The 12,927-nt window shown below is 64.4% G+C and carries 9 protein-coding genes and 1 pseudogene; 8 read left to right on the top strand and 2 right to left on the bottom strand.

Annotated features, from left to right (window positions below):
- The 3 genes and pseudogenes from ABIC90_RS22370 to ABIC90_RS22360 all read left to right on the top strand — a co-directional run.
- Positions 1 to 282 (top strand): annotated as a pseudogene (locus ABIC90_RS22370) (peptide ABC transporter ATP-binding protein); the annotation flags it as partial.
- A gap of 216 nt (positions 283 to 498) precedes the next feature.
- Positions 499 to 1,986 carry an ABC transporter substrate-binding protein gene (locus ABIC90_RS22365; RefSeq protein WP_354357991.1) on the top strand — a complete coding sequence of 496 codons (1,488 nt, stop codon included), beginning with the start codon at positions 499 to 501 and terminating at the stop codon, positions 1,984 to 1,986.
- A gap of 8 nt (positions 1,987 to 1,994) precedes the next feature.
- Entirely contained in the window at positions 1,995 to 3,413 is a 1,419-nt protein-coding gene (locus tag ABIC90_RS22360; protein WP_436318237.1) for an amidase, read from the top strand.
- On the opposite strand, the gene ABIC90_RS22355 is transcribed toward ABIC90_RS22360, so the two are convergent.
- Both ABIC90_RS22355 and ABIC90_RS22350 read right to left on the bottom strand, forming a co-directional pair.
- Complete coding sequence (locus ABIC90_RS22355) at positions 3,398 to 4,024, bottom strand: YitT family protein (RefSeq protein ID WP_354357987.1); 627 nt, start codon at positions 4,022 to 4,024, stop codon at positions 3,398 to 3,400. The genes ABIC90_RS22360 and ABIC90_RS22355 overlap by 16 nt on opposite strands.
- 38 nt (positions 4,025 to 4,062) lie before the next feature.
- Positions 4,063 to 4,935: a LysR family transcriptional regulator gene (locus ABIC90_RS22350; RefSeq protein WP_354357985.1), complete on the bottom strand. Its 873-nt coding sequence runs from the start codon at positions 4,933 to 4,935 to the stop codon at positions 4,063 to 4,065.
- A gap of 109 nt (positions 4,936 to 5,044) precedes the next feature.
- Between ABIC90_RS22350 and ABIC90_RS22345 the strand changes: the two genes are divergently transcribed.
- The 5 genes from ABIC90_RS22345 (at position 5,045) to ABIC90_RS22325 (ending at position 12,560) form a co-directional block, all read left to right on the top strand.
- On the top strand, positions 5,045 to 5,443 hold the full coding sequence (locus ABIC90_RS22345) for a tautomerase family protein (RefSeq protein WP_354357983.1): 399 nt from the start codon (positions 5,045 to 5,047) through the stop codon (positions 5,441 to 5,443).
- Positions 5,444 to 5,473: 30 nt separating this feature from the next.
- The gene (locus tag ABIC90_RS22340; protein ID WP_354357981.1) at positions 5,474 to 6,868 is read left to right on the top strand and encodes a tetratricopeptide repeat protein; all 1,395 of its coding nucleotides are present in this window, start codon (positions 5,474 to 5,476) and stop codon (positions 6,866 to 6,868) included.
- 245 nt (positions 6,869 to 7,113) lie between these two features.
- Positions 7,114 to 9,753: a type VI secretion system Vgr family protein gene (locus ABIC90_RS22335; protein ID WP_354357979.1), complete on the top strand. Its 2,640-nt coding sequence runs from the start codon at positions 7,114 to 7,116 to the stop codon at positions 9,751 to 9,753.
- Positions 9,753 to 11,591: an esterase/lipase family protein gene (locus ABIC90_RS22330; RefSeq protein WP_354357977.1), complete on the top strand. Its 1,839-nt coding sequence runs from the start codon at positions 9,753 to 9,755 to the stop codon at positions 11,589 to 11,591. Before ABIC90_RS22335 ends, ABIC90_RS22330 begins: the two co-directional genes overlap by 1 nt.
- Before the next feature lie 3 nt (positions 11,592 to 11,594).
- The gene (locus ABIC90_RS22325) at positions 11,595 to 12,560 is read left to right on the top strand and encodes a T6SS immunity protein Tli4 family protein (RefSeq protein WP_354357975.1); all 966 of its coding nucleotides are present in this window, start codon (positions 11,595 to 11,597) and stop codon (positions 12,558 to 12,560) included.
- Positions 12,561 to 12,927 lie beyond the last annotated feature (367 nt).

The raw sequence follows: 12,927 nt of genomic DNA, 5'->3' as shown, positions 1-12,927 counted from the left end.
GCCGACGAGCCGGTCAGCGCGCTCGATGTGTCGGTGCAGGCGCAGGTGCTCAACCTCATGCAGGACCTGCAGCAGCAGTTCGGCATCAGCTACCTCCTGATCAGCCATGACCTGGCGGTGGTCAACCACCTGTGCGACGACGTGGCCGTGGTCTTCAAGGGCCAGATCGTGGAGCAGGGCGCGCCCGGTGAGCTGTTCCGCCACGCGCGGCATGCCTATACGCGCACGCTGCTCCAGGCAGTGCCGCGAACACCCACGGGCGGCACGCTGCTCGAGGCCTGAGGCCCGCGCCGCGTCCCGGCATCCGGGAACGTCCCGAGGAAAAACCGTTCCGGGGCCCGGGCGTCGGGCCGCCCGCTGCGAGAGAATGATTCGCTGCGCAGGTGGCATCTTTCGTGCTGCGTACCCTGTCTTTCGTGGCGCCGCGCCTCCCTTCGGGGCACGGTGGGCGCACGAGCAGTCATTCGATCCCTGGCCGTTTTCCGGAGATACCCAAGTATGTTGAACCGTCGCACCCTCCTCACCACCGCCGGCGCCACTGTCGCGCTGGCCACCCCGCTGGCCGGCATGGCGCAAGGTCGCAAGGACGCCCTCGTGATCGGCATGGCGCTCGAACCGCCGGGCCTGGATCCGACCGCCGGCGCCGCCGCCGCGATCGCCGAGATCGTGCAATACAACATCCTGGAAACGCTCACCAAGATCAACGCCGACGGCAGCGTCACGCCGCTCCTGGCCGAGAGCTGGGAAGTCTCGCCCGACCTGAAGACCTACACCTTCAAGCTGCGCCGCGGCGTCAAGTTCCAGAATGGCGAGCCCTTCAACGCGGCCGCGGTCAAGTTCTCCTTCGACCGCGCGGGCGGCAACAAGAGCACCAACAAGGACAAGCGCACCTTCGCCAACCTCGCCACGCAGGCGGTGGACGACTACACCGTGGTGGTCATCAACAAGGAGATCGACCCCGACCTGCCCTTCGTGCTGGGCCAGGCCACCGCCGTGATCGTCGAGCCCAAGAGCGCCGACAGCAACGCCACCAAGCCGGTGGGTACCGGCCCCTACAAGCTGGACAGCTGGGCCAAGGGTTCGTCGCTCACGCTGAGCAAGTGGGAGGGCTTTCGCAGCCCCGCCACCGCCAAGATCAACAAGGTCACCTTCCGCTTCATCGCCGACACCGCCGCGCAGGCCGCCGCGCTGATGGCGGGCGACGTCGACGTGTTCACCCGCATCGGCACGCGCGTGGTGCCGCAGTTCAAGATGAACCCGCAGTTCCAGGTGATCCTGGCCGGTTCGCGCGCCAAGACCATCCTGTCGATCAACAACCAGAAGAAGCCGCTGGACGACGTGCGCGTGCGCCGCGCCATCCTCGCGGCCATCGACCGCAAGGCGGTGATCGAGGGCGCGGCCGACGGCCTGGGCGTGGCCATCGGCAGCCACTACGTGCCGGGCGCGGCCGGCTTCGTGGACACCACGGGCATCAATCCCTTCGACATCGAGAAGGCCAAGAAGCTGCTCGCCGAAGCCGGCGTGAAGACGCCGCTCGAACTCAAGATGACGCTGCCGCCGCCGCCCTACGCGCGCCAGGGCGGCGAGGTCATCGTGGCGCAGCTCGCCAAGATCGGCATCGTGGTGAAGGTGCAGAACGTCGAGTGGGCGCAGTGGCTCAGCGGCACCTACGGCAACAAGGACTACGACCTGTCGATCGTCTCGCACGTGGAGCCCTTCGACCTGGGCAACTACGCCAAGTCGGACTACTACTGGGGCTACCAGTCGAAGGCCTTCAACACGCTGTTCGACAAGATCAAGTCCACGGCCAACGCCACCGAGCGCAACAAGCTGCTGGGCGACGCGCAGAAGATGCTGGCCACCGACGCGGCCAACGGCTTCCTCTACCAGCCGCAGTTCCCGACCATCGCCAAGAAGAACGTCAAGGGCCTCTGGAAGGAGAACCCGATCTTCGTGAACGACCTGTCCGCACTCTCGTGGGGATGAGCGGCACTGTGTCCGATGCCCCTTTGTTGAGCGACCTGTCGGCCCAGGAACTCTCCGCCGCCTACCGCGACAAGCGCCTCTCGCCGGTCGAGGTGGCGCAGGCCGTGATCGCGCACATCGAGCGCTGGGAGCCGCATCTGCAGGCCACCTGGCTCTTCCGGCCCGAGGCCGCGCTCGAACAGGCGCGCGCCTCGGAGGCGCGCTGGCAGCGCGGCGATGCGCTCGGCCCTCTGGACGGCGTGCCGGCCACCATCAAGGAAAACATCGCCACGCGCGGCGACCCGATGCCCGCCGGCACGGCCGCCGTCGACCTGAAGCCCGCAGCCGCCGACGCACCGCCGGCCGCGCGACTGAAGGAAGCCGGCGCGGTGATCGTGAGCAAGACCACCATGCCGGACTACGGCATGTTGTCGTCGGGGCTTTCGAGCTTTCACAAGCTGGCGCGCAACCCCTGGGACCTGGGCAAGACGCCCGGCGGCTCCAGCGCCGGTGCCGGCGCCGCGGCCGCTGCAGGCTACGGCCCGCTGCACCTGGGCACCGACATCGGCGGCTCGCTGCGGCTGCCCGCGAGCTGGTGCGGCATCTTCACGCTCAAGCCCAGCCTGGGCCGCATTCCGATCGACCCGCCGTACATGGGCCGCGCGGCAGGGCCGATGACCCGCACCGTGGGCGATGCCGCGCTGATGATGCAGGTGCTCTCCAAGCCCGATGCGCGTGACAGCATGAGCCTGCCGGCACAGGACATCGACTGGGCGAGCTTCGACGTCTCGCCCGACCACCTGCGCGGCTTGCGCATCGGGCTGCTGCTCGACGCGGGCTGCGGCCTCGCGGTCGAGCCCGAGATCCAGTCGGCGGTCGAGCATGCGGCGCGCCTGTTCGAGAAGGCCGGCGCGGTCGTCGAAACCATGCAGCCCTTCATGTCGCAAGCCATGCTCGACGGCATGGACCACCTGTGGCGCATGCGCTCGCTGGTGGACATGAAGGCCCTGCGCCCCGACCAGCGTGCCAAGGTGCTGCCCTACATCCGCGAATGGGCCGAGAGCGCGGCCGAGTTCAGCGGCGAGCATGTGTTTCGCGGGTTCAGCCAGTTCCATGCGACGCGCGTGGCGGCGGTGCAGGCGTGTGCGCGCTTCGACTACGTGATCTCGCCGGTATCGCCCAACATGCCCGCGGCGGCCGAGGCGCCGTCGCCGACCAACGATCCGCTGCGGCCGCTGGAGCACATCGGCTTCACGGTGCCGTTCAACATGTCGGAGCAGCCGGCGGCGTCGGTGAACTGCGGGTACTCGGCGAACGGATTGCCCATCGGCCTGCAGATTGCCGGACACCGCTTCGACGACCTGGGCGTGCTGCGCGTGTCGCGTGCGTTCGAGCAGATCCGCGAGTTGCAGCGGCCCTGGCCTGTGGCGCCTCAAGTCGCCGCGTAGCGCCCCGGCTTGTGGTTGATCCACAAGAAGAGCCCCATCACCACCGCAGCCAGCACCGACCATCCCACGCGCTGCGGTGGAATCACGAACAGCGCGAGCAGCACCACCGTGCAGTCGATGCCGATCTGCACCTTGCCGGCGGGCCAGCCGCGCTTTTCCTGCAGATACAGCGTGAGCACGGTCGCACCGCCCAGGCTCGCGCGATGGCGGGCGAGAAACAGGCAGCCGGTGCCCAGCAGCAGGCCGCCAAACACGGCCGCAAACGCAGGATGCAGGGAATCGATCGACAGATAGCGCGGCGCCCAATCGGTCATCACCGACAGCAGCGCGATCGCCGAGAAGGTCTTGAGCGTGAAGGCCCGGCCCATGTGGCGCCAGGCGAACCAGTAGAACGGCAGGTTCACGAGGAAGAACAACTTGCCGAAGCTCACGCCGGTTGCGTAGTGCAGGATGAACGCGATGCCCGCCGTGCCGCCCGTGAGCAGCCCCGCCTGCCCGAACAGCATCATGGCAATGGCGACGAACAAGGTGCCCGAAAAGATCGCCTGGGCGTCGTCGAAACGGGAATGGCGCAGCAGATCTGGCAGGTTGGTGGGTTTGGGCGCGTCCATGGCAGACCTGACGCAAATCCTGCGCCACCTCGGCAAGTTCATGTCAGATGGGTCGCCAGCATCTCGCGGGCGCGAGTCACGAACGCCGTCTCGCCCCGGCGTCCGGGCAAAACCTGAAACGCGACCTTGGGCAGTGCGGGCAGGCCGTGCGGTGCCGCCAGCCGGCTCACGCCTTCGCACACCGCGGATTCGTTCAGGCAGGCCACGCCCAGCCCCGCGGCCAGCGCCGACTGCAAGCCCGCCACGCCCGACGCCACATGCGCGAGCACATACGGCACCCGCCGCCGCCGCAACAGCGCCACGGTGAACTGGTGCAGCGAACAGGTGTCCGGCAGCGCCAGAAGGCGCACCGGCTCGCCTCGCGCCAGCCGGAGGCCGGTCGCGCCCAGCCACGCGAGCGATTCGCGCCGCAGCACCGACGCCTTCGCCGCGCCGTGCTTTGGGGAGGACGACGCGCCCGCGATGTCCATCGCCAGCCCCACGTCGAACTCGCCGCGCCCATAGGCCGCCCGCAGCGCGTCGCTCTTGAGGATGCTCACGTTCAGCCGCACCTGCGGATAGCTCTCGCCGAGACGGCCCAACAACTGGGTGAGATCGCCCGGCCGGAAGTAGTCGGTCACGGCCAGCCGCAACTCGCCTTGCAGGGCTTCGCCGTGCAGGTCGCGGAAGGCCTCGTCGCTGAGCGCAAGGATGCGCCGCGCGTAGGCCAGGAGCCGTGTGCCCGCCTCGGTGGGCGCCACGCCGGCCTTGCTGCGCGTGAGCAGCGACTGCCCTGCCCGCTCTTCGAGCTTACGCATCTGCTCGCTGACGGAAGACTGCGAAAGGAACACGCGCGGCGCGGCGGCCGTGAGGCTGCCTGCGTCGATCACCGCCGCCAGGGTGCGAAGCTGCTCCAGGTCGAATGTCTGCATGGCCTATCCATCCGATAAAACGATGGATGACATCATATCTTCCCGCTTTTCCGATTGATAGGGCAATCTCACAATCACCCATCGTTCATTCATTCCACAGGAGTCCGCCATGCCCCACATCGTTGTCCACCTCTCCGGCCAGCCCGACGCGGCCCTCACCCGCAAGACCGTCGACGCCGTCGCCGAACTCACGCAGAGCGTGCTCGGCAAGCAGTTGCCGGTCATCGCCATCACGGTGCAGTACATCGCCGCCGACGCCTGGTTCATCGGCGGCCAGACGCTGGCGTCGCTCGGCAAGTCGGCCTTTCACCTGGACATCAGCGTCACCGACGAGACCAACACCAAGGCCGAGAAGGCGCGCTATCTGCGCGAGGTGCATGCGGCCATGGCGAAGATCCGGCCCGACCTTCACGAGGTGTCGTACATCCATGTGATCGACGCGCGCGGTGCGGCCTACGGCTACGGCGGAAAGACCCAGGAGTACCGCCACCAGCAAGCCGGGGTTTGAAGGCTTTGCGGGGCATGGCACCATGCCGCCATGCCCTCCGGAAATCCGCACGCCGCCGACAGCCTCGGCAATCCGCTCACGCTCGACGACCCCGCCAGCCTCGCGCTGGTCGACGACTTCGTCATGGGCTTCATCTCGGCCGAGGCGCGCGCCGTCAACCTGATCGCACTGGCCGACACCGATGCGAGCCCCATCGTGCAGGCGTACTGCGCGACGCTGCACCTGTTTGCCGAATCGCGCGAGGCCGTTGCCAATGCGCGGCCGTTTCTTTCCAAGGCGCGTGAGGGCGCTGCGCGCGCCACGCCGCGCGAGCAGCGCTACATCGCAGCCATCGAGGCCTGGGCCGAGGGCGACATCGCCCGTGCCATCGCACTGCATGCGGAGCAGGCGCGCGAATTTCCGCGCGACCTCGTCTCGGTCAAGCTCGGCCAGTACCACTGCTTCAACACCGGCGACTGCCCGGGCATGCTGCGGCTGACGCTGGCCGCGCTGCCTTTCGCATCCGAGGTGCCCTACCTGCACGGCATGGTGGCCTTCGGCTACGAGCAGTGCCACCTGATGCGCGAAGCCGAGGCGAGCGCGCGCCGTGCCATTGCCATGTGCCGCAAGGAACCGTGGGCGCACCACGCGCTCGCGCACGTCATGCTCACCGAAGGCCGGCTTGCCGAGGGGCTCGCGTTCATGGAGAGCGTGAGCGACACCTGGACCGGCCTGAACTCCTTCATGGTCACGCACAACTGGTGGCATGTGGCGCTGTTCCTCATCGACCTGGGCCGCGATGCCGATGCGCTCGCGGTGTACGACGAGCATGCCTGGGGCGTGGTCAAGGACTACTCGCAGGACCAGATCGGCGCGGTGTCGCTGCTCGCGCGGCTGGAGCTTGCGGGCATCGATGTCGGCTCGCGCTGGAACGATGTGGCGAACTACCTGCTGCAGCGCCAGGCCGACCATGTGCTGCCGTTTCTCGACCTGCAATACCTCTACGGACTCGCGCGCGCCGGGAGGCCCGAGGCCGATGCGTTGCTGCGCAACATCGAGGCCTTCGCACCCGGCGCACCGCCGTCCACACGGGCCGCATGGCAGCGCGTCTGCGTGCCGGCCGCGCACGGGCTGGCCTCTCATGCGCGCGGCGATTTCGCAGGGGCCATCGAAGGGCTGGGCGTGGCGCTGCCGCGCATGATCGAGATCGGCGGCAGCCATGCGCAGCGCGATCTCTTCGAGCAGGTGTACCTGGATGCGCTGGTGCGCAGCGGAACCGAATCGGGGTTGGCTGCGGCGCAGGGCATCTTGCAGCAACAGCTCAATGGGCAGCCTGAATCGCTGCGTCTGCGGCGGCAGACCGGTGCGGTCTATGCGCGCCTGGGCCTCGGGCAGCTCGCCGCAAGCAGGCGGCCGTCACCCTGGGCGAAGCGCTCGCGGTCATGATGTTCGAAGACGGAAGCATCGCCAAAGGAGCCAAGGGCTGCGCGGATGTGGCCAATGCACTGGCGATTTCGCTCCACCGCGACTTCAGCGATGCGTCGACTAAGTCACCACACAACAGACTTTGCCAACTACTCCGCACTCTTTTTGGGATTGTTCGGTGATTGCAGTCGGGCGACCATTGTTTGCAATGGTGCCGTCGATACAGGCCTCAGACTTTTTGGACGATCACTCGTCAAGGTCTGTGCGTGTCTTCATCCGTCTTTGCTGTCTCGCGAACCATCTCCGTCGGCAGTGCCGCCATGCCCAGCCTGCTAGGCAGCCCCGCGCTGGAGTTCAAGTCGCTTGACGGCCGCGAGGCGTTGGGCGAGCTCTTCGAATACACCGTCCGGCTGCAAACCCCCGACAGCCCGGCCCTGACCGAGTACGTCACAGCCAATGTTCCGGTCAAACAACTGATCGGCAAGGAGTTCGGTATCGGCATCGAGCTCGACGGCAAGGGCTTTGCGGTCCGTATGGGCGCCGGAATGCGAGAGATCAACGGCTTGGTGACCAGCGCAAGGTTCGTTCAGCACGAAAACCGCCGCGGCATCTACGAAGTCACGTTGCAGCCATGGCTGGCACTGGCCACACGCACCAGCGACTACAGGATCTTCCAGAACAAGACTCCGCTGGCGATCATCGAGGAGGTTCTTGCCGAGTACAACTTCCCGACTGAAAAACGCGTCACTCATCGCTATCCAAACCGCATTTTCCAGGTCCAGTACGGCGAGACGGACTTCGAGTTCATCACCCGGCTAATGCAGGAATTCGGCATCTACTATTTCTTCGAACACAGGGAGGGTGCCCACAAGCTGGTGCTGGTGGACGACCTTGGCGCTCACAAACGGTTCGAAAGCGAGGCCTATCAGGCCATCAGCTACTACCCGCCCGGGCACAAGATCGACGAGGAATACTGCGACCACTTCTGCAGCATCGAAAACCTGGAATCGGGCCAGTGGGTGACCGATGACTTCGACTTCACCAAGCCGCGCGCCCGGCTTCGGCAAATCTCAAGAATGCCGCGCAACACCGGCAACAACACGCAGGAGATGTACAAGTGGCCAGGTGACTACAGCGATCCGGACGAAGGCCGCGGCCTCGCGCGAACGCGCATGGAAGCAACTGGAGCGCCCGGTAGCCGTGGCCGGGGAAGCGGCAACCTGCGCGCCGTGGTGACCGGGTCCACCTTCTCTTTGCTCAACCATCCGCAGGATGCTGCAAACCAGGAATACTTGGTCATCGCCAGCGCCCTGCGCCTCCATGAAAGCGGGCATGCCAGCGGCCAGGAAAGCTACGTTTGCCACACCGACTTCGAGGTCCAGCCCGCCAACAATATCTTTCGCTCGCCGCAGACCCAGCCCAAGCCGCACACCACGGGCCCGCAGACGGCGATCGTCACCGGCCCGAGCGGTCAGGAGATATGGACGGACGAATATGGCCGGATCAAGGTCAGCTTCCATTGGAACCGCTATTGCACGAAGGACGAGAACTCCTCCTGCTGGATCCGAGTGGCCTCCCCTTGGGCCGGCTCTCAGTTCGGCGGCATGCAGGTTCCACGCATCGGCCAGGAGGTGATCGTCGACTTCGAGCACGGCGACCCCGACCGTCCCATCATCACCGGCCGTGTCTACAACCGGTTGAACATGCCGCCAAGGCAGCTGCCGGGGCAGAAGAATCTCTCGGGCTTTCGCACCCGCGAGCTGAGTGCCGACGGCAGCGGCCTGGGCGCGCGCGGCAACCACCTCGAACTGGACGACCATCCCGGCAAGATCCAGACGCAACTCAAGAGCGATCACCTGAGCAGCAGCTTGAGTCTGGGGCACATCGGGCGCATCGAGGACACGGCCGGCCGCAAGGCCGACCGTGGCCAAGGGGTCGAACTGCGCACGGACGGCCATGGCGCCGTCCGCGCCGCCAAGGGCCTGCTACTCACCACTGAAGCCAGGCCCAATGCGCAGGCACACATCACCGACATGGGCGAGACCATCTTCAGGCTCACGCAAGCGCGCGATCTGCACGAGGGGATGAGCGAGCTGGCGCAGCAGGCCAAGGCGCACCAGGCGGGCGATCAGGGTGCCGTCACGAAGGCTCTGAAGGAGCAGAACGACACGATCAAGGGCAAGGGCGGCAACGCGGCGCAAGGGCAGTTTCCGGAACTCGATGAACCTCATCTGGTGCTTGCCAGCCCGACAGGCATTCACAGCACTGCAGGCACGACGACGCACATTGCCAGCATCGCGCACAACGCGCTGAGCAGCGGCGGGCATACCAGCATCAGTGCGGGCAAGAGCCTGTTGGCCAGCGTCAGGGACGCTGTACGCCTCTTCGCCTACAAGGCCGTTCGCCTAACGGCGGCCACCGCGGGCATCGACATCGTGGCGCTGCAGGACAGCATCAAGCTCATGGCCAAGCTGGACATCAAGTTGGAGGCCAACAGGATCACCCTCACCGCCAAGGAGGAAATCCTGATCAACGGGGGGAGCAGCTACACCCGATGGAACACCTCTGGCATCGTGCATGGCACCCAAGGCGGGTGGCGCGAGCATGCGGCAACGCACAGCTTTGCAGGACCCGACAGCCGGACGTCCGAAATGATGAACCAGGATGTGAAGGCCCCGTTTGACCAGGACGTGATCTTTCATCACCTCGACGAGAAGAACACCCCTGCGGCCAAACAGGGTTTCAAGATCACCCGCGACGGCTGGCCTGCACCACCTCCCGGCAATCAGGCAAAGCAGGGCGGCGCCACCACAAGCACGGATGGCGCCACACGCATGCAGCGCTCTGACGGGCCGGAGGTCTACAGGGTTCGTTGGACGGGAAAAACCAAGAACGGGAGCAAGTAATGGCGGTACAGGGCGAAGACGAAGATGCCTGGCTGGACTTCAGCTTGGGGATTGGTGGTTTTGCCGACGTAGCTGTTGTGACGACACCGACCGCGGACAAGCGCAAGGTCCATGTGCGTGTGCCACCTGGCAAGCTCATTCCCATTGTGTTCTTGCCCGGCATCATGGGCAGCAACCTGCGCTTGTCCAACACACGACAGACACAGATCAACCGCGACAACAACATCTCCTGGTGGCCCGACAAGACGGGGGATGCCTGGAATCGGCGCAACGCGAGCGCCGCCGAACGCCAGATGCGCCTGGACCCCGACGAAGTGGAAGTGGACCGTTACAAGGTCACCGACAACGGCTCCAATCTCTTTGACGCGACGGGCGACGAGACCGTCAACTCCGACAAGCGCCACAACAACGTACCCGACGATCTTGGCAATATCAGCAAACTTCTGGTGAGCGACCCCAAGGCCGATCCCCACCATCCGCTGGCCAGCAACCGGCAGAGCTTCACCGCCGCGCAGAAGGCGCGGGCACGGGGTTGGAGCGAGGTGATGTTCGGCTCCTACGGCGACATCATCCAATGCATGGAGCGGCAACTCAATGACATGCTTCAGGGTCAGGGCGAGGCGGTGAACGTCTCTAAAAGCTGGTCCGACCAGGGTCGCCGTGAAGCGCTGGTAGGGCGGGAGCCTTCGAGCTTCGGCGGCGCAAGCGGAGACCCGTTGACGGAAGACGACCTCAAGAAGATCGGCGATTGCTGGTATCCGGTACATGCCTTTGGCTACAACTGGCTCAAGAGCAACGGCGACGAGGCGAAGTCTCTGGCGCCAAAGATCGACAAGTTGGTGGAGACCTACAGCGAAAACGGATTCAACTGTCCGGGCGTGATTCTCGTGACTCACAGCATGGGCGGGATTCTGGCGCGCGCTCTCATTCATCCGGACTACGGCAACATCAAGAGCAAGGTGCTGGGCATCGTGCACGGGGTGATGCCTACGACCGGCGCAGCCGCAGCCTACAAGCGCATTCGCGCGGGTTTCGAGGGCGGCAAAGGCTTCTGGGATGTGAAGGGAAACATCACCCAGAAAGTGCTGGGTGAAAACGGCGAGAAGGTGACCGCCGTGCTGGCCAATGCGCAAGGTGGGCTGGAGTTGTTGCCGGCGACGGCCTACGGCACGCAGTGGTTGCAGGTGCAGGACCAGCATGGAAAGGTCCTGGCAAGACTACCGGATGCCAATGCGCTGGATGAGATCTACACGCTGGCCCCGAATAAATGGTGGCGGCTGATCAACCCTGCGTGGATTGATCCGGCGGGGCAGGCTGAGATGCCAAAAGATCGTGGTGGCAAGACTGAAATTCAGATTGGTACAGAAGCAACGATGCGGCGAGTCATTAATGCCATGAAATTCGCCGATGCAATCCAGGATACCTTCCACGACTGCACCTATGCGCACTATGGCAACGACCCTGATCAACCGGCTTGGAATGACGTGGTCTGGCGCGTAGTCAATGGCGATGCCACGGCAGCGGGCAACCCATTAACGTGGACGCCGCTCGGGGACGATGGCACCGGTACCCTGAGAGTAAGAGGTGCTCATGGGGCAGAACTTCAGCTCAGGTTACAGCCGCCCGACACGGCGGCAGACGGAACGGTACCGGTGCAGCGCAGTGCGGACAAGGTGCAAGCCCGAATAAAGTTTTCCCAGACTGGCTATGACCATCAGGGCAGCTACATGAACCAAGGCGCCACCGCTGCAACGTTGTACAGCATTGTGCGCATTGCCAACGCCTACGATTCGGCATGGTGGGCCAAGAAAGACTGGGACTATCCCTCGAAGAAATAAGCAATGAAGAATGCAACCATGAACTCTCGCATTGAGAAGTTGTTTGAGCACGCCAAGCTAGTGTGCTTTGGGCGCTACGTGCTGACGGCACCCGCGAACTCACGTTTGACCTTTGGGAGTGACTTTCCAACCTTGCCCAACCAGGCGAAGAACATCGAGGCAGTGATGACTGCCAAGCGGGCGAAGATTTTGACGGCGGAGAAGACCGCCGAGATTACCTACTTCGGCAAAGGTCCCGCGCCAAACACGTGGCTGATCCGCTCCTATATGGACGACACAGCCAAAAAACTCGAACTGGAAGGATTCGACATCTATTTCGTTGTTGGCCCGCACATCTTTGTGAGTGGAGGGGGAACGGCCAAAAGCAAGAATGTGACTGCAAAAACGATTCTTCAACGGACCGTCGATATTGCGCAAAATTTGCGATTGCGTGAGCAAGATGAAGTGCCCAAGGACCAGGGCCTCTGCCACGAATACGGCTTCACCCATGATGGGTCGTTCAGCAGTGCACTCTCGCAAGTTGGCTTGCACATGGCCGCATTGCCCGACGTGGTCTTCAGCGTCGAGAGCAATCAAGCCGCCAGCACCCAAGGCAGCAACGGCTACAGCCTTCTCAAACTGATCGATGACCGCAAGCGCGAAGCAGGCAGCAGCTACCCCAAGCTCACCACCTTGCGCGAAGGCAAGAAAAATGTTCACGGCTGGGATGGCGAAGAGTCGCTCGTGCGCTACCCTGACGGAACCCAAGAATTCGAATGGCTGTTCATCGGCCAGAGCGGCAACGTCGCACGCCCCGCGCGGCTGAATGTGACGATGCATACCAAGGTCGCATCGGATCGAGTGGGGGCTGCCGCCGTCTCTTCGCTCAACGACGAAGAAGCCATTGCCTTGTGGGACAAGTTGCTCGACGGGTTCAAGTTTCGCGTTGCCGTGCCCGGCGCACCCGCCGATGCGGTGGCGATCAAATGAAGCAATCATCGATGACCGGCAATACAACGCCAACGCGCCGAGAGACTTTGCTCGCATTGGGTGCGATGACCGTTTTTCCCATCTCCTCCCACGCCTCACCCCCCATCATTCTCAAGTTCGCGGAAGAACCCACCAACTGCCAGTGGCGGCCTGCAGGCTCCCTGTGGGAGCGGGCCGGTGTACACGACAACAGGCCTCGCATTCAGTCGCCATCGCTGTGAGAGAAACAAGCGATGCGGCCTGGAACTGGGAGCCAAGGAGACTGCACAGACTCGCTGAACCGGCGAGGCGCTCGTCGCAGGCATTCATTCATCCGGGAGGTGTGATCGACAAATGCGAATTCGGACTCTTCGATCCAGAGTTCGAG

The sequence above is a fragment of the Variovorax boronicumulans genome (genome assembly GCF_040544675.1).
Taxonomy (GTDB): domain Bacteria; phylum Pseudomonadota; class Gammaproteobacteria; order Burkholderiales; family Burkholderiaceae_C; genus Variovorax; species Variovorax boronicumulans_D.
The sequence above is the reverse complement of the archived record's forward strand: the minus strand, read 5'-3'. Positions and strand labels throughout refer to the sequence as shown.

Coding starts and splice junctions, on each gene's coding strand:
- ABIC90_RS22340 (WP_354357981.1), top strand. CDS start 5,474: ATGCCCTCCGGAAATCCGCACGCCGCCGACAGCCTCGGCAATCCGCTC.
- ABIC90_RS22325 (WP_354357975.1), top strand. CDS start 11,595: ATGAAGAATGCAACCATGAACTCTCGCATTGAGAAGTTGTTTGAGCAC.
- ABIC90_RS22355 (WP_354357987.1), bottom strand. CDS start 4,024: ATGGACGCGCCCAAACCCACCAACCTGCCAGATCTGCTGCGCCATTCC.
- ABIC90_RS22345 (WP_354357983.1), top strand. CDS start 5,045: ATGCCCCACATCGTTGTCCACCTCTCCGGCCAGCCCGACGCGGCCCTC.
- ABIC90_RS22365 (WP_354357991.1), top strand. CDS start 499: ATGTTGAACCGTCGCACCCTCCTCACCACCGCCGGCGCCACTGTCGCG.
- ABIC90_RS22350 (WP_354357985.1), bottom strand. CDS start 4,935: ATGCAGACATTCGACCTGGAGCAGCTTCGCACCCTGGCGGCGGTGATC.
- ABIC90_RS22330 (WP_354357977.1), top strand. CDS start 9,753: ATGGCGGTACAGGGCGAAGACGAAGATGCCTGGCTGGACTTCAGCTTG.